Genomic DNA, 24794 nt, shown 5'->3' on the forward strand with positions numbered 1-24794 from the left:
CGTCATCCTTAGCATTCACGCAAATAAGTGAGTGAGTCCTGATAAGCCTGAGCCGGATTGTCGGCGCGAACGCGGCACTCATACACCACATAACCCTGGTAGTTATCGGCACGCAGCTGATCGAACAGGCTGGCGAAATCGAGGCTGCCGCTGCCCGGTTGATAGCGGTGGTTATCAGCAATATGCACATGCCCCAGCAGATCGCGGTTCTGATGCAGCGCATCCGTCAGCGAGTCTTCTTCAATGTTCATATGATAGAAATCACCGATGATCTGCACGTGCTTGAGATCGTTCTCTTCGATATAACGACGCGCGTTTGCCAGGGTATTGATCATATGATCCTGGTAGCGGTTCAGCGGTTCCAGGTAGACGGTTGTACCGGTGCGTGCAGCAACCTCATCCAGCCAGCGCAGCGACGCGCTTACCGCTTTGCGGTCGCCGTCCAGGCTGCGTGGGGAGGTCATTGGCGGCAAACGGAAGGTAAACATTCCCCAGGCCGCAGGCACGATAATGCCCTTTCCCCCCACTTCCGCCAGGGCTTGCAGAATGCGTTCAATCTGCTGTAGCCCGTTGAGACGACGTTCTTCGATAAAATCACCGATCCAGCCATCGTATCCGCCACATGCCGTCGTCACCGGCAGACCCGTGGCTTTGATAGCCGCTTTCACTTCGTCGAGGTTTTCGACCAGCAGTTTGCCGTCAATTTCGTAGCCATCAAAACCCATCGCTTTGATGTACTCGAATTTTTCCATGATGTTGGCTGGGAAAAAGGCCTGGTTTTGCGTTGCGATTTTCATGATTTGCTGTCCTTAGCTTAAAAAGTGACGCCCATTTTGATACTGAGTTCCGGATGCTGATCGACATACTTCATGTAGCTTTCCGGGCTGGAGGTGAAGGTCACGACCGGGTCAATCAGATCGTCACAGTTGAGATAACCGTTCATCAGCAATTCCCAGCAGGTCTCCTCGATACGCTTGCGGCTCCAGCGCGGGTAGTCCGGGTTGGGTTCGCTGCAGGCGCGGGAGAAAACAATCTTCGCGTTATTGAAGTGTGCTTCGCGGCCGAGGTTGAAACCCGCGGCAAATGGTTTAGCGAACGCAACGTAGGAGATGGTGCCGCCGTAGGCAAGTCCACGCAGCGCAGACTGCAGTGCATCCGCAAAACCGCTGGTCTCGATGATCACGTCCGCGCCCTGCTTGCCGGTCAGCTTTTTAATTTCCAGACCCACATCGGTACCGATTGGGTTCAGACAGTGATCTGCGCCATGACGGCGAGCGATCTCACAGCGGTGCTCGATAGGATCGACACCGATGACCACTGACGCACCGGCTTTTTTTGCCAGCTGTATGGCAATCTGTCCGATGGCGCCCAGACCGACCACCACCACAAAGTCGCCTACACGGACATTGGCATCACGCACGCCGCTCATGGCGAACTGCGCCGGATCGTAGCAAACAGCGTTTTTCCAGGATGCGCCCTGCGGCATTTTGCGCAGCTTGTAGTTGTTAACCGCATTGACAATGACCGTCTCCTGCAGCGGACCATAGCAACAGACGCTGTCGCCTGGCTGGTATTCCGTTACGTCAGCACCACATTCAATAATGTCGCCGACGATCATGTTCCCCAGCTGGAATTTACCGAATTCGATACCGCGCGCAGCGCCCTCTTCACGCGGCGTAAACATCTGCCACTCCGCGTTGAACTCTTCATCAATAAACGGGCTTGCCGCACGGAAATCCACAACTTCGGTACCGTGTTTTGGTGCACCAAAACGGGCACGAATTTTCACTTCATGTGCTTCCACAGGACGATCTTCATATTCCACGAGCGCCGCCACGCGAGGCGCTGTCGCAACTAACTTTTTCATATCTTGCTCCTGATAAAAAATTGGCCGCCTCAGCCCTTAACGCCACCGGCGGTCAAACCACTTTTAATAAAACGTTCAGAAAGTGCGTACATGATGACCACCGGAAGCGCCGTCACCAGCGATGCCGCCATCATGCGACCCCAGATATAATCTGGTGTGCTGAAGAGCGTGTTCAGCCCGACCGGCAGCGTAAAGTTGCTGGCGCTGGACAGGAAAATGGAGGCAAACAGGTAGTCGTTCCATGCCACCATGAAGCAGTAAACAAACACCGACACGAGTCCGGAAATCGCCAGCGGCACGGTAATGCGGAAGATGATTTGCAGGCGGTTCAGACCATCCATCATCGCGGCCTCTTCTATTTCGTCCGGGATGGTGTCGAAATAGCTGCGCAGCATGAATACCGCCGTAGGTAATGTCTGGGTCACCATGGTGATGATCAGCGCCAGTTCCGTGTCATAAATACCGAGCGCGGTGATGATCTTGAACAGCGGCACCACCAGCAAAATCCCGGAGAACATATAGACGGTGTAGAAGCTCGCATTGATCGTCGTGCGTCCTTTAAAACGCAGTTTGGACAAGGCGTAAGCCCCCAGCGTGCCAAAGAACACCGCAATCACCGACGATGTCAGCGATACCACCATGCTGTTGCGGAAGTAATCCACAAACGGGAAGATCAGCGGGTTAAAGATGTCGACATAATGCTGAAACGTCCACGCCTGCGGCAAAATAGTCGGGTGCAGCGATATAGCCTCTTTCGCGCTCTTAAACGACGTCATCAGCATCACGAAGAACGGGAACAGCGTGATGATCAGAAATACCGCCAGCCCCAGATAAAAACCAATACGGCTAAGTACGCGTTTATTTGTTGCCATTGAGGTTTACCCTTTTTCTGGTCAGCAGAATCACAGCGAAGATGATCACAAACAGCACCACAGAAATTGCTGCTGCTTTACCCAAATCATTAAATGCGAATGCGGTTTTATAGAGATAGACGCCTAAAATATCGACCTTCGTGGTCAGCAGGTAGACATCCGCAAACATGTAGAACATCCAGATGGTTCGCAGCGTCACCACCGTAGCCAGCACTGGCATGATGGCGGGCAACGTCACGATACGAAAACGCTGCCAGGCGTTAGCCCCGTCCATCTCTGCGGCTTCGTACAACGATTTGTCGATGGTCTGCAAAATCGCCAGGAATGAAATGAAGGCGTACGGGAAGTAGCGCCAGATGGCGAACAGCACGACCAACACAAAGCTACTGCCGGGGTTGTCGAACCACAGCGGTGCCTGGTCATAAAGGTGCAGCAGATCAACGCCCAGGTAGTTCACAATGCCGTAGCCGTTGTTGAACATATATTTCCAGGCAAACACCAGGGAAATAGACGGCGTCACATAGGATAAAATCACCAGTGAACGTGCCGTTTTGCGCATCCGAAATTCGCGATTAAAGAAGATCGCCACGGCCAGCCCCAGCCCGGTGCTGCCCATCACCACCAGCGCCGTGTACCAGAACGTCATCCACAGCGAGTGCCAGAATGCCGCATCACTGAGGATGCGAATGTAATTGTCCAGCCCAACAAACACAGCGCTAATGCGCGGGTTAAGCGGCAGTCGTAAGAAACTGATTTCAATATTGGAAATCATTGGCCAGGCCACCAGGCCCCCCAGCAAAATCAGGCTGGGGGCCAACAGCAGCATGGCGAAAGGCATATCTGATCGACCAGAAAACAACGTCTTCATAATTTCCTTCCGCAAAGCGCTCCTATCGTTGTGAAATCAGGTCAGCCAGTCGCTTCTGGCTATTGCTGAGCGTGGCGCTGAGATCTTGTTTACCCACCGTGACGTTATGCACCATGGAACTGATAATGCCGGACCCGGTGACATCGCCCATGCGGGTAAAGTTCTTGTCGCCCACAGCGCCAAACACCTGCACATTTGGGAACTGAGCAATCAGCTCATAAGGCAGTTGCCCAAACGCTTTAATGACCTCGTTGTTTTTCCAGGTATCCGTACCTACCACCAGCTTGTTCACCGGCAGCGCCGCACCAGGCGACATCATGACCCAGTCGGTTGCGTTTTGAGCCTGCTCCATCCACGTCACAAACTTTTCAGCCGCCTGCGTTTCACCTTCAGATTGCCCCGTGGTGATCGTCAGCGATGTGATCATGCCGTAGACTGCAGAGGTCTTTTCGGTAGGGACTACGAAGCCAAGATTGGCAGGGTTTCCATCATGGAATACCGCAGGCAGGATGTAGGTGGAATAAACCGCCATCGGTGCGGAACCGTTCATGAAGGCATCTTTGATCTCCATGACGTCGTTCGAGCCCGGCATGGTGGTCGCGGCCAGCGCTTTATAAAAAGAGAGCGCTTTCGCCATCTCAGGGGTATCGATTTCGACGTTCCCGTTGGCATCAAAAACGTTCGCGCCGCCGGAAAGTGCAAACTGGGAGAATGCCTGCTCGGTCATGACGCTTTCCGCGGTAGGCAGCGCAATGCCGTAATGTTTTTTGGCCGGGTCGTTAAGTTTCTCACTGGCCTTCAGCAGTTGTTCCCAGTTGTGGGGCTCCTCAATACCCGCAGAAGCCAGCACATCTTTGTGATACCAGACGCCGGACAGCCAGGCACTCATTGGCACGCCCGTCCAGGCGGTACCGTCTTCGGTATGGACTACGCGCAGGATCCCGTCATAGAAGGTGTTTTCGCCTACCGCTTTAATGGCTTCGCCTATCGCTTTGCGATCCAGCAGTTGTTCCTTATCCATGACTTTTGCGTAATCATGGCTGACTTCAATCACCTCCGGCAGCGCCCCGGTTCTCGCGAGCGTAATCACCTTGGTGTTGTAGGCGTCTTCTTCCACCGGCACCTGTTTCACCGTGATGCCAGGGTTCTCTTTTTCAAATTTTTCGATCAGTTTCGTAATAACCGCCTGACGCTCCTGCTCTACTGAAGAGTGCATAAACTCAATGGTCACAGCAGACGTTTTATCATCCTTACAGCCTGATAACAGGGCGCACGAAACCAGTGCTGATAACAGCACAATTTTGGGCATTTTCATTTAAGGGTCCTTTTTTAGTTTTCTTTAATCCACATAACCTGCCATGGATTGAGGGTCAGTTCCGTACCGTCAATAGCCTGTCCTGATAGCAATTCCACACCGGAAAGCACTTTCTCGTAAACGGTATGAACGTTATGACTAAAATTAAATAGCGCGGTAATTCTTTCACCATTATCAGCCACGCGAACAATTTTAAGAATCTGTTCATCAAGTGATTCAAACATTGCCTGAGCATCAGGATGAAATGCGTGTTCCCCACGACGAATAGCAATAAACTCGCTTAAACGGGAATAGATTTTATGGCGAACACTTTGTTTATTATTGAGCTCAAGGTCAACCTGACCGGCGGTGTATTTCTTGCGGTTTATCGCGCGGTTATAGCCGAGGCGTTCAACGCCTTCATAATCGTTACGCGAGCCAAGAATGCTTTGAATATATACGGCAGGTACACCCGGGAAACTCAACAGTACAGCATGTGCCAGAATAAACCGCGCAATACGTTCATCATCTGGGCTGTCTTGCGAGCTTAATGCGTCCAGATAGGTCACATTGATTTCGTAAGGACTGCGCGTTCCGTCAGGATTATTTTTCCAGTTAACCAGCGCCCCTTCCTGCTGAAGTTTTTCAACCAGTGACAGTATTTCTGACTCCGGAAGAATGCCGCGTAACGGGTTCAGGCCGATACCGTCATGAGACGCCAGGAAGTTGAACCAGGTCGTTTTTGTTGAAGGCAGCGCCAGCGAACCCGCCCACTGGCTAAGTGCTTTTACATCCTGACGATGAACAGCATGCAGCACCAGCGGTGGCAAGGAGAACTGATAGACCATCTGGGCTTCATTTTCACCATCACCGAAGTACGAGATATTGTCTTTATGCGGGACGTTTGTCTCGGTAATGATCACCGTGCCGGGTGCCACAGCGTCGGTAATCGCACGGAAAAGCTGGATAAGGCAGTGTGTCTGCTCAAGATGGATGCAGCTGGTTCCTGGAATCTTCCACATAAACCCAACGGCGTCGAGGCGAATGTAACGCGCCCCTTCCGCCAGGTAATGGAGCAGTACGTCAACCATCGCAATCAGTACCTGAGGCGAGGCGAAGTTGAGATCGATCTGGTCATCACTGAACGTGGTCCAAAGATGACGCACGCTTCCATCATGCAGCTTAAATGGCGTCAGCAGCGGTAATGCACGAGGCCGCGTCACGGCAGATAAATCAGTTTCAGGATCGACAGAAATAAAGAAATCGTCAAAGCCCGGCTTCTGCGCAAGATAATTAGCAAACCATTCACTTTTTGCTGACATATGGTTGCACACGAAGTCAAACATTAAGCTGGCAGACTGTTTTAATTCAGCAATATCCTGCCAGCTTCCGGTTTCAGGCGCGACGCTGTGGTAATCAATAACGGAAAATCCGTCATCAGAAGACCACGGATAAAAAGGTAAAAGATGGACATGGGAAAACGTGCGGGCAAGCCATTCATTATAAAAGCGGGTAAGCACCGGCAACGCTTTCTCCCCTTTCGCGGAGAACTGATCGGCGTAAGTAATCAGGACAACATCTTTTTCATCCCAGCCTGATTTGCGCTTTTCTGTAATATCAATAGCGGCTTGCTCAAGCTTTGATAATAACACGTCTAAATGTGCGTCAGAAAATGATTCACCGTAGATATGATTGATAAGTTTTTTAATTTTTGCGTTCACTTTATTTTCCATGGTAGCGGTCCCACGAAGGGCAATCTACTCCCATGAAAAATATCTGTCAACGAAGCGGGAGGCTGAAAAACGCAATTCCAAAGCGGCTCTGCTCAGTATTGTGAGCTGCCGCAAAGAAAGCACATTAAAGGGAGGGAAATGTTTGAGACGGCGCCAGCCCTTCTCTGGGAAAGTAGGGGCTGACGCGCGTGTGAATTAGCGAGATAAGTAACGGCGCGATAGCCGTTTTGCCACTTTTTGCAGCATTGGTTCGAGCGCTACGGCCAGCAACATTCTGACCGGCTTACGGGCAACAGATTTGATCGCCCAACCCGCCACACCTGCCGGGCCGTAACGTAATGCCGTCATCAGAACCAGCTTACCTGCGATTTTCAGGCCGGGTTTTACCTTATGACCGGCCTGTTGCCAGTTTTGCTTCATATAAATTCTCTCTTAAAGCTGACGAAAACGACTTCTCAGCGTAAAGGTATCCGACGTGACATAACGTTCCATTTCACGTAACCGCTTCTCCCCTGCGGCCAGTTGCTCGTCAACCGCGTTCAGAAGATCGTTACTGGTTGGCGCACTTTCTGCGGCCAGTTCTCCGTCGGGCATGGGATCAAGGACAAACGACAGTACGATGTATGCCACGAACGTGATAAACGCCAGACCGAAGAAAATAGACAGTACCGTCACCACACGAACCAGTTTTACTGGAACGTCAAGATAGTGTGCCAGCCCGGCACAAACGCCACGCACCATCCCCTGCGGTGGGATTCGCCACAACTTTTTGTTCAGATTCAGTCCGGTCATTAACGATCCCTCCAGTTTGGATGTTCTGCATCCAGGATCGCTTCCAGCGCCTGAATGCGGTCACGCATCTTATTCGCCTGTTCGGTAAGCTGCGCAAGACGTTGCTGTTCACTCTGGGAAAGATCGCCTTGTGAAGAACGGTTGCTGTAGTGCAGCCATAGCCAAATCGGCAAAACAAACAGCACGAAAATCGTCAGGGGAATGGCCAGAAAAAGCGCGCTCATGTGTACTCCTTGTCTTAGGATGCATAGCGGCACGCTCAGGTGCCGCAACAGTATTATTGGTTATCTTGCTTCATTTTGGCTTTCAATGCCGCCAGCTGCTCGCTGATTTCATCGTCCGCTTTCAGGTCGGCAAACTGTTGATCCAGTGACTTTTGCTTCCCGATGCTGTGGCTTTCTGCTTCCGCTTCCATCTGATCGATGCGACGCTCAAAAGACTCAAATCGCGCCATGGCCTCATCCAGCTTGCCGCTGTCCAGCTGACGGCGTACGTCGCGGGAAGAGCTGGCCGCCTGATGACGCAGCGACAGCGCCTGCTGACGTGCGCGGGTTTCGCTCAGTTTATTTTCGAGCTCACCAATCTCTTTTTTCATGCGGGTGAGCGTGTCATCCACCAGCGTCACTTCATGCTCAAGCGTCGCGACCATGTCCGTCAGCTTCTGTTTTTCAATCAGCGCCGCACGAGCCAGATCTTCTTTATCTTTACGCAGGGCGAGTTCCGCTTTTTCCTGCCATTCATTGAGCTGGGCGGTGGCCTGCTCAATCCGGCGCGTTAACTGTTTTTTCTCAGCAAGCGCGCGAGCAGAGGTAGAACGCACTTCAACCAGCGTGTCTTCCATCTCCTGAATCATCAGACGCACCAGCTTCTGCGGGTCTTCCGCCTTTTCCAGCAGTGAGTTGATGTTGGCGTTCACGATGTCGGCAAAACGAGAAAAAATACCCATAATAAAAATCCTCTTATTTCTGTGGTCGGGCAATGCCCTGCTGTTGAGATAATACAATTCCCGTGCCAGTTTTTTATCCTATTGATTTTGCTTGATGTGTTTGATTTATACGCAATGAAGAACTATGCTGACCTGGTGAATATCGCTAAGGAGTGGTTAATTTCATCATGGCTGGATACAAAGACAATTTACTCGGGGAAGCAAACAGCTTTCTGGAGGTGCTGGAACAGGTGTCCCGCCTTGCACCGCTCAACAAGCCGGTGCTGATTATCGGCGAGCGCGGCACGGGTAAGGAACTGATTGCCAACCGCCTGCACTATTTATCCGGACGCTGGGACGGCCCCTTTATCTCGTTAAACTGCGCGGCGCTAAATGAAAACCTGCTCGATACAGAGCTTTTCGGCCACGAAGCAGGCGCCTTTACCGGCGCCCAGAAGCGCCATCCGGGACGGTTTGAGCGCGCCGACGGCGGTACGCTGTTTCTTGATGAACTCGCCACCGCGCCCATGCTGGTGCAGGAAAAACTGCTGCGCGTCATTGAGTATGGCGAACTGGAGCGCGTCGGCGGTAGCCAGCCGCTGCAGGTTAACGTGCGTCTGGTGTGCGCCACCAACGCCAATCTGCCGGAGAGGGTCGCGGAGGAGAAATTCAGAGCCGATCTGCTCGACCGCCTGGCCTTTGACGTTGTTCAGCTTCCCCCCCTGCGCGAGCGAAGAAGTGACATTATGCTGCTCGCAGACCAGTTTGCGATTCAGATGTGCCGCGAGCTCGGCCTGCCTCTGTTCCCCGGCTTCAGCGATTATGCAAAGGAGACGCTACTGGCCTATCACTGGCCGGGAAATATTCGCGAACTGAAAAACGTCGTGGAGCGCTCTGTCTACCGCCACGGCAGCAGCGAGGCGGAACTGGATAACATCATTATCGATCCTTTTCAGCGTCATGCGCCGCCGGTCACCGCCCCCTCATCGTCTGACCACGCCCCCGCCCTCCCTCTTGATTTACGTCAGTTCCAGCACGACCAGGAACAACAATTGCTGGAGCAAAGCCTGAAGACGGCGAAATATAACCAGAAACGGGCGGCTGAACTCCTGGGTCTGACCTACCATCAGTTACGGGCATTGCTCAAAAAGCATCAAATGCGCTGACAATATCGGCACTTACCCGCAGACATTTTTACGAAGCAGGCGTAAGTGCGATACACTTTGCAGATCGAACCTAAAAACCTTAAAAATTATGCGTCTGGTTTTATCGTCCTTTTTTGCACTCGGTCTGTTCAGCAGCATGGCTTTTGCCGCGCCGGGGCAGACTTCGCAGCCTGACATCCGTGACAGTGGCTTCGTCTATTGCGTGAGCGGCCAGGTGGATACCTTCAACCCGCAAAAAGCGGGCAGCGGCCTGATTGTCGATACGCTTGCCGCGCAATTGTATGACCGTCTGCTTGATGTCGACCCGTACACCTACCGTCTGGTCCCTGAGCTTGCGGAAAGCTGGGAAGTGCTGGACAACGGTGCAACCTACCGCTTCCACCTGCGCAATGATGTCGCGTTTCAGCGCACGCCGTGGTTTACCCCCACGCGCAAGCTGAATGCGGACGATGTGGTCTTTACCTTCCAGCGGATCTTTAATCGCAATCATCCGTGGCATAACGTCAATGGAGATCATTTCCCTTACTTCGACAGTCTGCAGTTTGCCGACACGGTTAAGAGCGTGCGTAAGCTGGATAACCGAACGGTTGAATTTACGCTAACGCGCCCGGATGCCTCCTTCCTCTGGCATCTGGCGACCCACTATGCGTCCGTCATGTCTGCTGAATATGCGTCGCAGCTTGCGAAAAAAGATCGCCAGGAGTTGCTCGATCGCCAGCCGGTGGGCACCGGTCCGTTCCAGCTGGCGGAATACCGTGCGGGGCAATATATCCGCCTGCAGCGTCATGAACATTTCTGGCGCGGCACGCCGCTGATGCCGCAGGTGGTGGTTGACCTCGGCTCCGGCGGAACGGGACGTCTCTCAAAACTGCTCACCGGGGAATGTGACGTGCTCGCCTGGCCTGCCGCCAGCCAGCTCACTATTTTGCGTGACGATCCGCGTCTGCGTCTGACGCTACGCCCGGGAATGAACATCGCTTATCTGGCCTTTAACACGGATAAGCCGCCGTTGAACAACCCTGCCGTCCGTCATGCCCTGGCGCTGGCGATTAACAACCAGCGTCTGATGCAGTCGATCTACTACGGCACGGCGGAAACCGCGGCCTCTATTTTACCGCGCGCCTCGTGGGCCTACGACGGTGAAGCTAAAATTACGGAATACAATCCGGCAAAAGCACGCGAACAACTGAAAGCGCTGGGCGCGGAAAACCTCACCCTCCAGCTTTGGGTGCCGACCAGTTCCCAGGCGTGGAACCCGAGCCCGCTGAAAACGGCCGAACTGTTGCAGGCAGATATGGCACAGGTGGGCGTCAAGGTGATCATCGTGCCGGTTGAGGGCCGTTTCCAGGAGGCGCGCCTGATGGACATGAATCACGATCTTACGCTGACCGGCTGGGCTACCGACAGTAACGACCCGGACAGTTTTTTCCGGCCGCTGCTGAGCTGTGCGGCGATCAACTCGCAGACCAACTACGCTCACTGGTGTAACCGGGAGTTTGACGCCGTGCTGCAAAAAGCGCTCTCTTCCCAACAGTTGGCCTCACGCATCGATGCTTATGATGAAGCGCAGAAAATCCTCGCCGAGGAGTTGCCCGTGCTGCCGCTGGCCTCTTCCCTGCGTCTCCAGGCCTATCGCTATGATATTAAAGGTCTGGTGCTGAGTCCGTTCGGCAATGCCTCGTTCGCGGGCGTCTCGCGCGAAAAAGAACAAGAGGTGAAAAAACCATGATTATTTTTACCTTGCGCCGACTCCTGCTGCTGCTGGTGACGCTCTTTCTGCTGACCTTTGTCGGTTTCAGCCTGAGCTATTTTACGCCGCACGCCCCGCTTCAGGGCTCATCGTTGTGGGATGCCTGGCTGTTCTGGTTTAACGGTCTGCTGCACTGGGATTTCGGGGTGTCCAGCATCAACGGGCAGCTTATCTCCGACCAGTTGAAAGAGGTTTTTCCGGCCACGATGGAGCTGTGCATTCTGGCCTTCGGTTTTGCCCTGATGGTGGGGATCCCCGTGGGTATGCTGGCCGGGATCTATCGCAACAAATGGCAGGATAAGTTCATCAGCGCCCTCGCCCTGTTAGGCTTCTCCATCCCGGTATTCTGGCTGGCGCTGCTGTTAACGCTCTTCTTCTCACTGACGATGGGCTGGCTACCAGTCTCGGGCCGCTTCGACCTGCTCTATACGGTGAAATCGGTGACGGGTTTTGCCATTATTGACGCCTGGCTGTCCGATTCAGTGTGGCGTCATGAGATGATCGTCAGCGCCGTGCGCCATATGGTGTTGCCGGTACTGACGCTGGCCGTCGCCCCGACCACGGAAGTGATTCGCCTGATGCGCCTGAGCACCATCGAGGTGTTTGACCAGAACTATGTCAAAGCCGCCGCCACGCGGGGTTTGTCACGCCTGACCATTCTGCGCCGCAACGTTCTCCATAACGCGCTACCGCCGGTGATTCCGCGTCTGGGGCTGCAGTTCTCCACCATGCTCACTCTGGCGATGATCACCGAGATGGTCTTTAGCTGGCCAGGGCTGGGACGATGGATGATCAACGCGATTCGCCAGCAGGACTACGCCGCTATTTCAGCGGGTGTGATGGTGATTGGTTCGCTGGTGATTATTGTTAACGTGTTGTCCGATATTTTGGGTGCGATGGCTAACCCGTTGAAGCATAAGGAATGGTATGCCTTACGATAACGTATACAGTGAAAAGCGCACACCCGGTGCGCTGCGTACCGTGTGGCGTAAGTTCTATGGTGACACCACGGCGATGATCGGCCTTTATGGCTGCGCCGGGCTGGTATTACTCTGCCTCTTTGGCTCGTGGTTTGCCCCGTATGGCATTGACCAGCAGTTCCTCGGCTATCAGCTTCTGCCGCCTTCCTGGTCACGCTACGGCGAAGTCTCTTTCTTCCTCGGCACCGACGACCTCGGACGTGACGTATTGAGCCGCCTGTTAAGCGGCGCTGCTCCGACGGTGGGTGGCGCATTTGTGGTCACGCTTGCGGCGACAGTCTGTGGACTGGCGCTCGGTATTTTTGCGGGATCCACGCATGGCCTGCGTTCGGCGGTACTGAACCACATTCTGGACACCCTGCTGTCGATTCCGTCTCTGCTGCTGGCGATCATTGTGGTTGCTTTTGCCGGACCGCATCTGTCGCATGCGATGTTTGCCGTCTGGCTGGCAATCCTGCCCCGCATCGTGCGTTCGGTTTACAGCATGGTGCATGACGAGCTGGAAAAAGAGTATGTCGTCGCCGCCCGTCTGGACGGCGCGACCACCTTCAACATCCTGTGGTTTGCCGTTCTGCCGAATATCGCCGCCGGGCTGGTCACCGAGATCACCCGTGCGCTGTCGATGGCGATTCTTGATATTGCTGCGCTCGGCTTCCTCGACCTTGGCGCCCAGTTGCCGTCACCTGAATGGGGCGCAATGCTCGGTGACGCGCTGGAGTTAATCTACGTGGCACCGTGGACAGTCATGCTGCCGGGGGCGGCGATTATGGTGAGCGTGTTGCTGATCAACCTGCTGGGCGACGGTATTCGCCGTGCAATTAACGCGGGGGTGCAATAATGCCACTTCTTGATATCCGCAACCTCACCATCGAATTCAAAACCGGTGAAGGCTGGGTTAAGGCCGTCGATCGCATCAGTATCACGCTTGCTGAGGGTGAAATTCGCGGGCTGGTGGGTGAATCTGGCTCAGGGAAAAGCCTGATCGCCAAAGCTATCTGCGGCGTGGCGAAAGACAACTGGCGCGTAACCGCCGATCGTATGCGCTTCGACGACATTGACCTGCTGCGCCTCTCCCCGCGCGAGCGGCGTAAGCTGGTTGGTCACAACGTCTCGATGATCTTCCAGGAGCCGCAATCCTGTCTCGATCCGTCCGAGCGCGTGGGTAAACAGCTCATGCAGAACATCCCCGGCTGGACCTATAAAGGCCGCTGGTGGCAGCGTTTCGGCTGGCGTAAACGTCGCGCCATCGAACTGTTGCACCGCGTCGGTATCAAAGATCATAAAGACGCGATGCGCAGCTTCCCGTATGAGCTTACCGACGGTGAATGTCAGAAGGTGATGATTGCTATCGCGCTGGCTAATCAGCCGCGCTTGCTGATTGCGGATGAACCCACCAACGCGATGGAGCCGACCACGCAGGCGCAAATTTTCCGCCTGCTGTCACGTCTGAACCAGAACAACAACACCACCATTTTGCTGATCAGCCATGACCTGCAGATGTTAAGCAAATGGGCGGACAAAATTGATGTGATGTACTGCGGGCAAACGGTCGAAACCGCCCCCAGCGAAGACCTGATCAACGCCCCGCATCATCCGTATACGCAGGCGCTTATCCGGGCTATTCCTGATTTTGGCAGCGCCATGCCGCACAAGAGCCGCCTGAATACCTTGCCAGGGGCGATTCCGCTGCTGGAATCCTTACCGATAGGCTGCCGTCTTGGGCCTCGTTGCCCGTATGCTCAGCGTAAATGTATTGAGACACCACGCCTGACCGGCGCTAAAAATCATCTTTACGCCTGTCATTTCCCGCTGAACATGGAGAGAGAGTGAAATGGTCGAAACCTTACTGGAAGTCCGCAACCTGAGTAAGACCTTTCGCTATCGTACGGGGCTGTTTCATCGTCAGACTGTCGAGGCGGTAAAGCCGCTAAGTTTTACCCTGCGTGAAAAACAGACGCTGGCGATTATTGGCGAAAACGGTTCCGGGAAATCGACGCTGGCGAAGATGCTTGCTGGCATGGTAGAGCCTACCGCTGGAGAAGTGTTGATTGACGATCATCCTCTGGCGTTTGGGGATTACTCTTTCCGCAGCCAGCGTATCCGCATGATCTTCCAGGATCCGTCAACCTCGCTCAATCCTCGCCAGCGTATTTCGCAGATTCTGGATTTTCCTCTGCGTTTGAACACCGAGCTGGAGCCCGAGGCGCGACGAAAGCGCGTCTTTGAAACCCTGCGCATGGTGGGACTGTTACCGGATCACGAAAGCTACTATCCCCATATGCTGGCCCCCGGCCAGAAACAGCGCCTGGGTCTGGCGCGCGCGTTGATTTTGCGCCCGAAGGTAATCATTGCCGACGAAGCGCTTGCCTCGCTGGATATGTCGATGCGTTCGCAACTGATTAACCTGATGCTGGAGTTGCAGGAAAAACAAGGTATCTCCTATATCTACGTTACCCAACATCTCGGAATGATGAAGCATATCAGCGACCAGGTGATGGTGATGCACCAGGGGGAAGTTGTCGAACGTGGCAGCACAGCGGATGTCATGGCCTCTCCGCTTCATGAGCTGACGAAACGACTGATTGCCGGTCATTTCGGTGAAGCGCTGACCGCCGATGCGTGGAGAAAGGACCGCTAAGCACAACGGTAACCCCCCCGCTAAATCAAGGATTAAATAACCTGCGTACGTTATTTAATCCTTTTAATTTTCGTCTCCATCCTTGCTCCATATTTTACGCAATATCCATCAACAGTTCTTCTCCAGAATATCAGGACATTACGGAGGAGAAAAAATGATCACCGCCACTTATGTTCTAAAATACACAGAGTATCTCATCAGAAAATGTCGTTCATTTTTAATGACGGACCTGCACTTCCATATTGTGAGGCTCAAGAGAACAACCGGGAAAACCCCTGACATTAAATCACCCTCGACGTTGAGTGAAAAAATGTGCCATCGTCTGGTCTATGACCATAATAACGTCTATACAATGCTTGCCGATAAACTCGCCGTTCGGGAATACGTTTCTTCCAGAACTACGCGCGTGAAAACGGTGCCCTTACTTGGTGTTTATACCAGGGCGTCGCAAATTGATTTTTCAGTACTTCCTGACAAATTCGTCCTTAAGTGCAACCATGACAGTGGTAGCACAATAGTATGTACCGACAAAGCGCACTTTAATGACAGGGAAGCCTGAAAAAACTGAGCCTCGCGTTAAAGAAAAATCTGTACTACACCACACGCGAATGGCAGTACAAAAACATTACGCCGAGTATACTTTGCGAGCCATTTGTCGATCTCTTCGACGATGCTGACAGGAATACAACGCCCGAAATGTTGAGGATCCATTGCTTTCATGGCGTTGCCCAATATGTTGAAGCGGATTTTACGGATGATAACGGGAAAGGGTTTATCAACGTTTATGACAGGCACTGGAACTTACAACCTTTCCAGATGGAATATCCGAATACTTCAGCAGATCCTGGCGAACCGCTTTTATTCCGAGAAGCATTGTTGGCCTCCCAGGAGCTGGCGCAGGGAATTGATTACTGCCGCGTTGATCTTATGCTAAAAAAAGATGAAATCTATTTCAGTGAAATAACCCTAAGCCCGAGACGCGGTAAACTGACGATTACCCCACAGGAATGGGATGCTAAGCTAGGACAAATATGGCATTTATCGCCAGCAAGCACATTTAATCTGCCGCTGAAACTCACGGGTCGGGCCAGGTGAGTTTAAATATTGAGTGGTTTTGCTTTGATAAGGTATAAGTGACATCGCCACCATGGGCCAGCATGATGGCTTTTACCACCGATAAGCCTAAACCACACCCTTCGGGATTCAATGCCCTGGCGCCATTATCCCGCTGAAAAGGCTGAAATAAAAAATCGTGGAAGGCCTCAGGGATGCCCGGTCCGCCATCCTGAATAAGAATATAATTGCCTTTATCAGACACGCCATTTTTGACAATGAGCGTCCGCGAGGTTGAATAGTGTAATGCGTTGTCAAAAAGAACGGCCAGACACTGGTTGATACGCAACGGATCGAACACACAACGCTGCTCCCTCAACGCTGTCTTTATCGTAAACTGGTTACGTTTAAATTCGGGCATGAACGTATCAAGCGCGTCCTGTATTGTCCCGTTGAGATCCGTTCTGGATTTAGACAACGTATAACCCGCCCCACCGTCAGAGCTGACAACCCGTAGATCTTCAATCAGGCGGGTTAACCCTTCGGTCTGCCTGAGAAGATTATTAAAAAGCACCGGATCCGGTTCAAAAACGCCGTCTACCAGACCCTGAAGCCGCCCGCGTAAAATCGTGACCGGGGTTCTGAGTTCATGGGCAATGGCGGCATTCCAGGATTTACGCTGCATATCCAGCGTCTGCAGTTTTTCCGCCATTTCATTGAAATCCATGACCAGGTGATTGATCTCTCCCAGCCTGGAACTGGCACAATAAGCCCGGGCATCCAGTTGGCCCTGCGAAATTTTTTTCAGGCTGGACGCGACCGCGTTTAGCGGGGTGAGTATCCGCGAGGAAAGTTTGATCGTTAAAAAAACCGCGAATATCAGACTGATTGTTGTTGCTGTCCCGATCCACACCCAGTCCCACAGGGTCATCTGCTCGTCTTCCCCCGCCGCAGCGCCGCCGGGGAGGTGATCCAGAATAAAGGAGTAAAAAAACCAGGAGCCCAGTATTGAAATGGCAATGATCGTAAACGTCAGCAACATCATGTACGTTAAGATCTGACGACTCAGGACAGACTCTCTGTTCATTTTTTCTCCCCAAGCCGGTAACCCATGCCCCTGATGCTCTCAGGGACGCCGTAAAGCCCCGCTAGCTCAAGTTTTTTACGCAGCTTGCTCATATGGCTATCTACTGTTCTGTCGAGGGTATCACCTTCCGGAAGACATGCGTTGAGTAACTCTTCGCGGGAGCAGACCTTTCGCGGATATCTGACCAGATACGTAAGAAGCTTAAATTCCGTCGTCGTTAACACCGGGGAGATCACTTCAGGTCCCACGGTAACCTCAACGTAGAAATCATCCGGATAGACCGTAATAAAAGGCGTCCTGAGAGGCGCGGCCCCCGCCTGCTGAATAGCGGGTTTGGTTCTGCGCAGCACCGCTTCAACCCGCGCGACAACTTCAGAAGGGTTAAAAGGCTTGATAACGTAATCATCTGCGCCAAGCCTCAGCCCCATGAGTTTATCTACGTCCTGATCGAGGGCAGAAACCATAATGACGGGCACGGAACTTTCCTGACGAAGCGTCGTGAGGACGCTCCAGCCGTCGCATACGGGCAGATGAATGTCCAGCAAGATGAGATCCGGTTTATGAAGGCGATTAAGCGCTATCGCCTGCTCGCCCTGTCTGGCCCTCAGCGTTTTCATCCCTGAACGCTCTAAGTAACTCATCAGTATTTCAGCAATGTCGTCTTCATCTTCAACAACAAGGATTAGAGTATTTTTGTTCATTTTATCTCCGCGGGTGAAATCCCTTTGAGCACGCTATCAGATATCTTTAGCACAATAAGACACAGCCTCCGGGAAAAAGTGCCGTAGCCATGAAAATTTCCAGCACTAATTTAAATGTCCGGCCATGCCTCCACACAGCCTACACATTCAGTCAATAAAGACTCGACAATGCCTGGCCAGAATAGCTATTCGGGCAGAACCCTTCTTTCATAGAACGGTGAGAATTAACCCTGTCGCTTTAAGGCTTTATGAATCTGGCTGAGATAATGAACATGGAATTTTCGAAATATTTCTCTACTAAGAAAATCGGTATATATACGCTGTTCCTGCTGCTGTCGTGGGGATTACTTTATACCTGGCTGGTGTTGATGCATAAAATGGATGAAAAAGTTGCCGCGACGCTGCCCTCCTCTCCCATTATTTATGGTTGCATCGCTTTGTCGGTTGTCTCTCTGATAATACAAAACAAAGCAGGTGCATTCACTGAATTACTTGTCATCGCCTTCTGGCTAATGGTGATTTTTATATATCTCATAATTACGTTCACTGTGCTGCTGAACGCTACGCCAGATTTCGACGATTTGGTGTTTTACTACGAGTGTTATTTAATTCTTTTTTTCTGCGGTTCGCCGTTGTACCTCATTATGAGAATGATTTGAACAACCGCACGGTTGCGCTCCACACTCTCTCCATAAAACTGCCATTTCCGCTAAACAGGCGAGTTGTAGACTTCCTGCCAACCCTTATTGCTCAAAATACACTCACTTAAAGAGTCTGAAACCTGTTACCCAGAATGAATAACCTTAATAACAATCGTCGTTCTCCAGATACAGCTGGCGTTATGTACTCACTTAAAAAACTCGCGGTACGTCACCGGAAAAAACTGGTTGTGACTTTTTTCCTTGTCGTGGCTGAAAACGTGATGTTTTTACTGTATCCCGTTCTGGCAGGCATCGCGATTAATGCCATTCTTGCGGGTAAGACACTTAACGCCGCACTGTACGGACTGATGGTGCTCTGTATGTGGATCATAGGTGCGACAAGACGGAGTGTTGATACGCGAACGTTTGCCCGTATTTATGCCGGGCTTGCGGTCTCCGTTGTGCTTTCACAGCGGAAATACCAGCTTAACCATTCGGCTATCGCCGCCAGGGTCACACTCTCGCGCGAGTATGTGGATTTCTTTGAAATGCACTTGCCCCTGCTTATTACCTCGCTGAGTTCTCTCTTTGGTGCGGCAATCATGCTGTTATTTATCGAATTCTGGGCCGGCATCATGTGCTGTGCAATCGTCATCATTCTGATGGGATTTGTCTCGGAATATGCCCGTAAAAATGAATGGTTATTCATGCGCCTGAATAATCGTCATGAGAAAGAAGTTGATTATGTTCATAAGGCAGGCACCGCCACCCTTCACCGCCATTACGTCACGCTTGCACGTTTACGCATTGCGTTATCGGACCGGGAGGCGTGGGGCTATTTATGGGTGGGTATACTCGTTGCCCTGCTTTTTACGCTGACCATTATCTGGATGACGCAATCGGCTGGCATCACCGCCGGACATATTTATTCCGTGATGACATACATGTGGATGTTCGCGACAAGTCTCGATGACGCCCCGCAGCTTCTTGAGAAATTTTCTCAGCTCAGGGATATCGGTAAACGCGTATCAGCCGATGACGAAATTCACGTATCTGGACGTTAATTTAATGCCTCATTTTTTTATTGAACGCCCCGTATTCGCCTGGGTAGTGGCGCTTTTTATTGTCCTGACGGGTGTCCTGTCTATACCCCGGTTGCCGGTTGCGCAGTATCCGGCGGTAGCACCGCCGGGGATCATTATTTCTGTCACTTATCCGGGTGCCAGCCCCGATATCATGAATACGTCCGTGGTGTCGCTCATCGAGCGTGAAATATCGGGCGTGGATAATTTGCTCTATTTCGAATCATCCAGCGACACAACCGGTTCTGCATCTATTACCGTGACCTTTAAGCCCGGCACAGACATTAAGCTGGCACAGATGGATCTTCAGAACCAGATCAAGATTGTAGAGCCACGTTTGCCACAGGCGGTCAGGCAAAATGGCATCAACGTCGAGGCGGCCAATTCCGGATTTTTAATGATGGTGGGGTTGAAGTCCACAACCGGCAAATTTGAAGAGGCGGATTTAAGCGATTATTTTGCCCGCAACGTCAGCGACGAACTACGCCGTGTGCCGGGAGTCGGAAAAGTCCAGCTGTTTGGTGGCGAAAAAGCGCTGCGCATCTGGCTGGATCCCATGCAGCTGCACAGTTACGGGCTTTCGGTGAGCGATGTTCTTACCGCTGTAGGTCAGCAAAATGCCCTTGTTTCGCCGGGGAAAACGGGAGACGAACCGGCAACTGCAGGACAAGGCGTAACCTATCCCATTACCGTGAAAGGGCAACTCACTTCTGTAGAGGCTTTCAGAAACATTACCCTTAAAGCAGATGCGTCTGGCGCAAGGCTGAAACTGTCCGACGTTGCGCGGATTGAGTCTGGCCTGCAAAGTTACGCTTTCGGTATCCGTGAAAATGGGGTGCCGGCAACGGCTGCGGCAATCCAGTTGTCACCAGGCGCCAATGCGATGAGCACGGCGTCAGGCGTACGTGCACGTATCGACGAACTTTCTCAGGTGTTGCCGGAAGGAATGGCGTTTACGGTTCCATTCGATACCGCACCGTTTGTAAAGCTGTCCATCATGAAGGTGGTGCAAACCTTTGTGGAAGCGATGGTCCTTGTCTTTCTCGTTATGCTGCTGTTTTTACATAAGATACGCTGTACGCTTATCCCCGCGATTGTGGCCCCCGTCGCGCTGCTGGGCACCTTCACAGTGATGCTATTGAGTGGATACTCGATCAATATACTGACCATGTTCGGCATGGTGCTGGCGATAGGGATTATCGTGGATGACGCCATTGTGGTCGTGGAGAACGTTGAACGGCTGATGGAAGAAAAAAACCTTTCTCCGCGCGACGCTACCCGGGAGGCCATGGCCGAAATCACCCCGGCAATTATCGGGATCACGCTGGTACTTACCGCTGTCTTTATACCCATGGGTTTTGCTGATGGGTCCGTAGGCATTATTTATCGACAATTTTGTATTTCCATGGCTGTATCCATACTGTTGTCGGCATTTCTTGCCCTCACGCTGACTCCCGCGCTTTGTGCGACGTTGCTTAAGCCCCACAGCGCGCAAAAACACGGTGGCGGCAGGTTCGCGGTAGGCTTTAACGCCCGTTTTCATACCCTGACGACATGGTACGAATCCGGCCTGGGCGCGGTTCTGAAACGAACCGGCCGAATGCTGCTTCTGTATGTTGCGCTTTGTGCTGCGCTATTTTTAGGATTGTCTTCGCTGCCCTCATCCTTTCTGCCGGACGAAGATCAGGGCTATTTTATGTCCTCTATTCAGCTTCCCTCTGATGCCACAATGCAGCGCACCCTGAAAGTAGTAAAAACATTTGAACAGGAAATTGCGACCCGACCGGATATTGAAAGCAACATTATGATCCTGGGTTTTGGGTTTTCAGGATCAGGACCGAATTCGGCCATGGCGTTCACCACGCTGAAGGACTGGAAAGAAAGGCACGGCTCTACAGCCGAGGATGAAGCCGACCATATGCAGGCCAGTATGGCAAACGTCTCTGATGCCGTAACGATGAGCCTGCTCCCGCCTGCCATTTCGGATATGGGCACCTCGTCGGGCTTCACCTGGTACGTGCAGGACAGAGCGGGACTGGGCTACGAGGCGTTAAAGCAGGCGGCCGATGCGCTGGTGCTGAAAGCGAATCAACGTCCTGAACTGAGTGGCGTGTATATCGACGGCCTGCCGGAAGGCACTAGCCTGGCGCTTCAGATTGACCGGGAAAAAGCGGAAGCTCTGGGCGTCTCATTTGATGAAATCAACCAGACGCTCTCCGTCACCATGGGTTCAAACTACGTTAATGACTACACGAACAATGGGCGTGTTCAGCAGGTGATTATCCAGGCCGATGCGCCTTACCGAATGCAACCTGAGCAGATCCTGAAATTATCTGTTAAAAACCGCCAGGGGCAGAGGGTGCCAGTGTCAACGTTTGCGACGCTCTCCTGGAACGTTGCACCGCAGCAATTAACGCGTTACCAGGGGTATTCTGCTATCCGCATTACCGGCAGTGCGTCCACAGGTGAATCCAGCGGTACCGCAATGAAAGTTATGGAGAATTTGTCCAGGGATTTACCTCAGGGCTTGGCGGGAGAATGGGCCGGGAGCTCATTGCAGGAAATAAAATCCCAGTCGCAGCTCCCGGGTCTGATCGTCCTGTCGATTCTGGTGGTGTTTATGGTGCTCGCTGCCCTGTATGAGAGCTGGTCAATACCTTTTGCCGTCATGCTGGTGGTGCCATTGGGACTGATCGGTGCAGTCATGGCCGTGTCTGTTGCCGGCATGACGAATGATGTTTTCTTCAAGGTCGGCCTTATCACCCTGATAGGCCTGTCTGCCAAGAACGCCATATTGATTGTGGAGTTTGCCAGACAGTTGCATCGTGAAGGGAATCCTCTGGTGGCGGCAACGATACAGGCCGCAAGCCAGCGCCTGCGCCCTATTCTGATGACATCGTTAGCCTTTACGTTAGGAGTGGTTCCCTTAATGCTGGCCAGTGGCGCAAGTGACAGCACACAACACGCCATCGGCACCGGTGTCTTTGGCGGCATGATTAGCGGTACGCTTCTCGCGATCTTCTTCGTCCCGGTTTTCTTTATTGTCATCGCGCGTTTCATAGAAAGCGACAGGAAAGGGTCACTATCGTGAGGGATCGCGCATCCACGCTGGTTGGATGAGGCGAAGCTGCTGCCGGGTGATATACTGGACGAATGCTGAAATTTTGAACCCACGCCTCACCTTCTGGGGCATTCGTCTTTGGCGATCGGCGAGAAATATCGTGACACAAGGGGCTGTGAGTGGGCTATAATTTCGAGCTAATTTCGAATGATTTTGAAATACTGCCTGTAACGCTATGAATTACAAGGCAAAATAAGCAATGAATATAAGGATTAAAGCTATGGGTTTTCTTTCCGGTAAGCGCATTCTGGTGACTGGCGTTGCCAGCAAACTGTCCATCGCATACGGCATCGCACAGGCAATGCATCGTGAAGGCGCTGAGCTGGCGTTCACCTACCAGAACGACAAGCTGAAAGGCCGTGTTGAAGAGTTTGCCGCGCAGCTGGGTTCCAGCATCGTTCTGGAATGTGACGTTGCACAAGATGAAAGCATCGATGGCATGTTTGCTGAGCTGGCAAAAGCATGGCCGAAATTCGACGGTTTCGTTCACTCCATCGGCTTCGCGCCTGGCGACCAGCTGGACGGTGACTATGTGAACGCGGTTACCCGTGATGGCTTTAAAATCGCTCACGACATCAGCTCCTACAGCTTCGTTGCGATGGCTAAATCTTGCCGCGCGATGCTGAACCCGGGCGCAGCGCTGCTGACCCTGTCCTACCTGGGCGCGGAACGTGCTATCCCTAACTACAACGTGATGGGTCTGGCTAAAGCGTCTCTGGAAGCCAACGTACGCTATATGGCGAACGCAATGGGTCCTGAAGGTGTGCGTGTTAACGCCATCTCCGCGGGTCCTATCCGCACCCTGGCGGCATCCGGCATCAAAGATTTCCGTAAAATGCTGGCGCACTGCGAAGCGGTTACCCCGATTCGTCGTACTGTTACCATTGAAGATGTGGGTAACTCTGCTGCATTCCTGTGCTCTGACCTGTCCGCGGGTATCTCCGGTGAAGTGGTTCACGTTGACGGCGGCTTCAACATCGCTGCAATGAACGAGCTGGAAATTAAATAAGCTCAGACTCTCTTCCCGCACGGGAAGAGAGTTTTCCCCCGCACCATCCCCTCGTTATTCCGTTCTGATATTTGTTATCACCTAACAATATTTTTCCCTTTATCTGCGTTACGCCAGGATATTGATCGCCATTTTGAGATCAAGGAACGCCCATGGAACAACGCCGTTTTTCCGGCAAAGGCCACTGGTATCACGAAACCCAGTCAAACCACGCGCAGTCGGATGCGCTGCCCCTGGTGCCCGAAGCCGCTAACGTCGACGATCGTTTTTTGCTCGATTTAGCCCTGCCCGATGAGATTGTCGCCGCCTGTACCGGCTGGCTTGCCCCTGCCAGAGCCTTATGCCATCAGCTGTTTCCCCTCTCACTTCCCGTCAATCGTCTGCGAACGCTCAGCGCCTATGACCGGTTAAGTACCGCGTTGACGGTTGCGCAGGCCTGTGGCGTTCAGCGGCTATGCAACCATTATGCCGCCCTTCTTGCTCCGCTGCCGGGTCCTGACTCCTCCCGCGAAAGTAACCGGCGGCTGGCGCAAATCACGCAGTATGCCCGTCAGCTCGCCAGCTCACCGGATGTCATTGATGACAAGGCGCGAAACCAGCTTGATGAGGTGGGTCTCTCTACCTATGACATTGTGGTGATTAACCAGATCATCGGCTTTATCGGTTTTCAGGCGCGCGTGGTTGCGGTCTTTCAGGCTCTGCTTGGCCATCCCGTTCGCTGGTTGCCGGGCCATCATATTCAGCCGCACGCCCTGCCAGCGTGCGCCGGTAGGTGGATAGCGCTTCTTCCCGTGGTCGAGCTTCGCTATGCGAGTGCGCATCAGCTTGAGTCCCTCTCCCGCTGGCAGGCAGAACCTGCGCTTGAGGCGCTGACACCCGTCCTGTGCCATGAACCGACCTTGCTCGACCTGACGGGAGAGATCCTGATAAACAGCCGGGAAGAGAGTGCGCTTTCCCCGCCGTCGCTTTTGGCAGCAGTCGACTTGCTGACACGCTCGCCGGACCGCTTTAGTGCCGCGCAGTTTACCCCACTCATGGAAGAAGGACTGACTGTCGCCCAGGCGATCAACCGCCTGTCTCAAAGCGCGTTTGAGGGCTGGCTTAATCGACTAAAAGTCGCGGCTGGCAAAGCGGAATAACCACACGCATTCCCCAAAGACCGCTTGCTGTAGAAGTGAGAATCGCGTAAAACTGTCAGCCGCTCAATGGCTACGA

23 protein-coding genes and 1 pseudogene are annotated in these 24794 nt (G+C 52.8%); 12 read left to right on the plus strand and 12 right to left on the minus strand.

Annotated elements, in window-relative coordinates:
• Positions 1–8: 8 nt before the first annotated feature.
• From AAER43_RS12615 to pspA, 10 genes are all read right to left on the minus strand, one after another.
• Positions 9–797, minus strand: a complete 789-nt coding sequence (locus tag AAER43_RS12615) for a sugar phosphate isomerase/epimerase family protein (RefSeq protein WP_050861975.1) — start codon at positions 795–797, stop codon at positions 9–11.
• Positions 798–814: 17 nt separating this feature from the next.
• On the minus strand, positions 815–1867 hold the full coding sequence (locus tag AAER43_RS12620) for a zinc-binding alcohol dehydrogenase (RefSeq protein ID WP_032636317.1): 1053 nt from the start codon (positions 1865–1867) through the stop codon (positions 815–817).
• A 29-nt stretch (positions 1868–1896) separates the two neighbouring features.
• Entirely contained in the window at positions 1897–2739 is an 843-nt protein-coding gene (locus AAER43_RS12625) for a carbohydrate ABC transporter permease (RefSeq protein ID WP_050861974.1), read from the minus strand.
• Positions 2726–3607 carry a sugar ABC transporter permease gene (locus AAER43_RS12630; RefSeq protein WP_014884057.1) on the minus strand — a complete coding sequence of 294 codons (882 nt, stop codon included), beginning with the start codon at positions 3605–3607 and terminating at the stop codon, positions 2726–2728. Before AAER43_RS12630 ends, AAER43_RS12625 begins: the two co-directional genes overlap by 14 nt.
• 22 nt (positions 3608–3629) lie before the next feature.
• A complete protein-coding gene (locus AAER43_RS12635; protein ID WP_050861973.1) occupies positions 3630–4922 on the minus strand; it encodes an ABC transporter substrate-binding protein in 1293 nt (430 codons plus the stop codon).
• 14 nt (positions 4923–4936) lie between these two features.
• Positions 4937–6634, minus strand: coding sequence for a sugar phosphorylase (locus AAER43_RS12640; RefSeq protein ID WP_050861972.1), 1698 nt, complete (start codon positions 6632–6634; stop codon positions 4937–4939).
• A gap of 195 nt (positions 6635–6829) precedes the next feature.
• Positions 6830–7054 carry a phage shock protein PspD gene (pspD, locus tag AAER43_RS12645; protein WP_014884060.1) on the minus strand — a complete coding sequence of 75 codons (225 nt, stop codon included), beginning with the start codon at positions 7052–7054 and terminating at the stop codon, positions 6830–6832.
• 12 nt (positions 7055–7066) lie between these two features.
• Positions 7067–7426: an envelope stress response membrane protein PspC gene (gene pspC, locus AAER43_RS12650; protein ID WP_050861971.1), complete on the minus strand. Its 360-nt coding sequence runs from the start codon at positions 7424–7426 to the stop codon at positions 7067–7069.
• On the minus strand, positions 7426–7650 hold the full coding sequence (gene pspB, locus AAER43_RS12655) for an envelope stress response membrane protein PspB (protein WP_014884062.1): 225 nt from the start codon (positions 7648–7650) through the stop codon (positions 7426–7428). Before pspB ends, pspC begins: the two co-directional genes overlap by 1 nt.
• Before the next feature lie 53 nt (positions 7651–7703).
• Positions 7704–8372, minus strand: coding sequence for a phage shock protein PspA (gene pspA / locus AAER43_RS12660; RefSeq protein WP_023337367.1), 669 nt, complete (start codon positions 8370–8372; stop codon positions 7704–7706).
• 167 nt (positions 8373–8539) lie between these two features.
• Here pspA and pspF point away from each other — a divergent pair, with 167 nt between their 5' ends.
• From pspF to AAER43_RS12695, 7 genes and pseudogenes are all read left to right on the plus strand, one after another.
• Positions 8540–9517: a phage shock protein operon transcriptional activator gene (gene pspF / locus AAER43_RS12665; RefSeq protein WP_023330538.1), complete on the plus strand. Its 978-nt coding sequence runs from the start codon at positions 8540–8542 to the stop codon at positions 9515–9517.
• Positions 9518–9605: 88 nt separating this feature from the next.
• A complete protein-coding gene (gene sapA, locus AAER43_RS12670) occupies positions 9606–11246 on the plus strand; it encodes an ABC transporter substrate-binding protein SapA (protein WP_014884065.1) in 1641 nt (546 codons plus the stop codon).
• Entirely contained in the window at positions 11243–12208 is a 966-nt protein-coding gene (sapB, locus tag AAER43_RS12675) for a putrescine export ABC transporter permease SapB (RefSeq protein WP_014884066.1), read from the plus strand. Before sapA ends, sapB begins: the two co-directional genes overlap by 4 nt.
• Entirely contained in the window at positions 12195–13085 is an 891-nt protein-coding gene (gene sapC, locus AAER43_RS12680; protein WP_014884067.1) for a putrescine export ABC transporter permease SapC, read from the plus strand. The genes sapB and sapC overlap by 14 nt, the downstream gene beginning before the upstream one ends.
• The gene (sapD, locus tag AAER43_RS12685; protein ID WP_014884068.1) at positions 13085–14077 is read left to right on the plus strand and encodes a putrescine export ABC transporter ATP-binding protein SapD; all 993 of its coding nucleotides are present in this window, start codon (positions 13085–13087) and stop codon (positions 14075–14077) included. The genes sapC and sapD overlap by 1 nt, the downstream gene beginning before the upstream one ends.
• Before the next feature lies 1 nt (position 14078).
• Complete coding sequence (sapF, locus tag AAER43_RS12690; RefSeq protein WP_014884069.1) at positions 14079–14885, plus strand: putrescine export ABC transporter ATP-binding protein SapF; 807 nt, start codon at positions 14079–14081, stop codon at positions 14883–14885.
• 154 nt (positions 14886–15039) lie between these two features.
• A pseudogene (locus tag AAER43_RS12695) lies at positions 15040–15980 on the plus strand (ATP-grasp fold amidoligase family protein).
• On the opposite strand, the gene AAER43_RS12700 reads toward AAER43_RS12695, so the two are convergent.
• Entirely contained in the window at positions 15961–17025 is a 1065-nt protein-coding gene (locus AAER43_RS12700) for an ATP-binding protein (protein WP_023330540.1), read from the minus strand. The pseudogene AAER43_RS12695 and the gene AAER43_RS12700 sit on opposite strands and share 20 nt — an antisense overlap.
• A complete protein-coding gene (locus AAER43_RS12705; protein ID WP_014884072.1) occupies positions 17022–17726 on the minus strand; it encodes a response regulator in 705 nt (234 codons plus the stop codon). The genes AAER43_RS12700 and AAER43_RS12705 overlap by 4 nt, the downstream gene beginning before the upstream one ends.
• A gap of 266 nt (positions 17727–17992) precedes the next feature.
• Here AAER43_RS12705 and AAER43_RS12710 point away from each other — a divergent pair, with 266 nt between their 5' ends.
• From AAER43_RS12710 to AAER43_RS12730, 5 genes are all read left to right on the plus strand, one after another.
• A complete protein-coding gene (locus AAER43_RS12710; RefSeq protein WP_100124566.1) occupies positions 17993–18385 on the plus strand; it encodes a transporter in 393 nt (130 codons plus the stop codon).
• Between the two features lie 134 nt (positions 18386–18519).
• On the plus strand, positions 18520–19431 hold the full coding sequence (locus AAER43_RS12715; protein WP_050861968.1) for an ABC transporter six-transmembrane domain-containing protein: 912 nt from the start codon (positions 18520–18522) through the stop codon (positions 19429–19431).
• 4 nt (positions 19432–19435) lie between these two features.
• Positions 19436–22540 (plus strand): multidrug efflux RND transporter permease subunit, encoded by a 3105-nt coding sequence (locus AAER43_RS12720; protein ID WP_110820707.1) that lies wholly within the window; start codon positions 19436–19438, stop codon positions 22538–22540.
• A gap of 250 nt (positions 22541–22790) precedes the next feature.
• A complete protein-coding gene (fabI, locus tag AAER43_RS12725) occupies positions 22791–23579 on the plus strand; it encodes an enoyl-ACP reductase FabI (RefSeq protein ID WP_003856831.1) in 789 nt (262 codons plus the stop codon).
• A 152-nt stretch (positions 23580–23731) separates the two neighbouring features.
• Entirely contained in the window at positions 23732–24718 is a 987-nt protein-coding gene (locus AAER43_RS12730; protein ID WP_023337373.1) for an oxidoreductase, read from the plus strand.
• Positions 24719–24794 lie beyond the last annotated feature (76 nt).

This window comes from Enterobacter sp. FUJ80071 (genome assembly GCF_038739915.1).
Lineage (GTDB): Bacteria > Pseudomonadota > Gammaproteobacteria > Enterobacterales > Enterobacteriaceae > Enterobacter > Enterobacter kobei.

Coding starts and splice junctions, on each gene's coding strand:
- sapA (WP_014884065.1), top strand. CDS start 9,606: ATGCGTCTGGTTTTATCGTCCTTTTTTGCACTCGGTCTGTTCAGCAGC.
- pspF (WP_023330538.1), top strand. CDS start 8,540: ATGGCTGGATACAAAGACAATTTACTCGGGGAAGCAAACAGCTTTCTG.
- AAER43_RS12710 (WP_100124566.1), top strand. CDS start 17,993: ATGAACATGGAATTTTCGAAATATTTCTCTACTAAGAAAATCGGTATA.
- pspC (WP_050861971.1), bottom strand. CDS start 7,426: ATGACCGGACTGAATCTGAACAAAAAGTTGTGGCGAATCCCACCGCAG.
- sapF (WP_014884069.1), top strand. CDS start 14,079: ATGGTCGAAACCTTACTGGAAGTCCGCAACCTGAGTAAGACCTTTCGC.
- sapD (WP_014884068.1), top strand. CDS start 13,085: ATGCCACTTCTTGATATCCGCAACCTCACCATCGAATTCAAAACCGGT.
- AAER43_RS12715 (WP_050861968.1), top strand. CDS start 18,520: ATGAATAACCTTAATAACAATCGTCGTTCTCCAGATACAGCTGGCGTT.
- AAER43_RS12700 (WP_023330540.1), bottom strand. CDS start 17,025: ATGAACAGAGAGTCTGTCCTGAGTCGTCAGATCTTAACGTACATGATG.
- pspD (WP_014884060.1), bottom strand. CDS start 7,054: ATGAAGCAAAACTGGCAACAGGCCGGTCATAAGGTAAAACCCGGCCTG.
- AAER43_RS12730 (WP_023337373.1), top strand. CDS start 23,732: ATGGAACAACGCCGTTTTTCCGGCAAAGGCCACTGGTATCACGAAACC.
- pspB (WP_014884062.1), bottom strand. CDS start 7,650: ATGAGCGCGCTTTTTCTGGCCATTCCCCTGACGATTTTCGTGCTGTTT.
- pspA (WP_023337367.1), bottom strand. CDS start 8,372: ATGGGTATTTTTTCTCGTTTTGCCGACATCGTGAACGCCAACATCAAC.
- AAER43_RS12720 (WP_110820707.1), top strand. CDS start 19,436: ATGCCTCATTTTTTTATTGAACGCCCCGTATTCGCCTGGGTAGTGGCG.
- AAER43_RS12615 (WP_050861975.1), bottom strand. CDS start 797: ATGAAAATCGCAACGCAAAACCAGGCCTTTTTCCCAGCCAACATCATG.
- AAER43_RS12705 (WP_014884072.1), bottom strand. CDS start 17,726: ATGAACAAAAATACTCTAATCCTTGTTGTTGAAGATGAAGACGACATT.
- AAER43_RS12620 (WP_032636317.1), bottom strand. CDS start 1,867: ATGAAAAAGTTAGTTGCGACAGCGCCTCGCGTGGCGGCGCTCGTGGAA.
- sapC (WP_014884067.1), top strand. CDS start 12,195: ATGCCTTACGATAACGTATACAGTGAAAAGCGCACACCCGGTGCGCTG.
- AAER43_RS12625 (WP_050861974.1), bottom strand. CDS start 2,739: ATGGCAACAAATAAACGCGTACTTAGCCGTATTGGTTTTTATCTGGGG.
- sapB (WP_014884066.1), top strand. CDS start 11,243: ATGATTATTTTTACCTTGCGCCGACTCCTGCTGCTGCTGGTGACGCTC.
- AAER43_RS12630 (WP_014884057.1), bottom strand. CDS start 3,607: ATGAAGACGTTGTTTTCTGGTCGATCAGATATGCCTTTCGCCATGCTG.
- AAER43_RS12635 (WP_050861973.1), bottom strand. CDS start 4,922: ATGAAAATGCCCAAAATTGTGCTGTTATCAGCACTGGTTTCGTGCGCC.
- AAER43_RS12640 (WP_050861972.1), bottom strand. CDS start 6,634: ATGGAAAATAAAGTGAACGCAAAAATTAAAAAACTTATCAATCATATC.
- fabI (WP_003856831.1), top strand. CDS start 22,791: ATGGGTTTTCTTTCCGGTAAGCGCATTCTGGTGACTGGCGTTGCCAGC.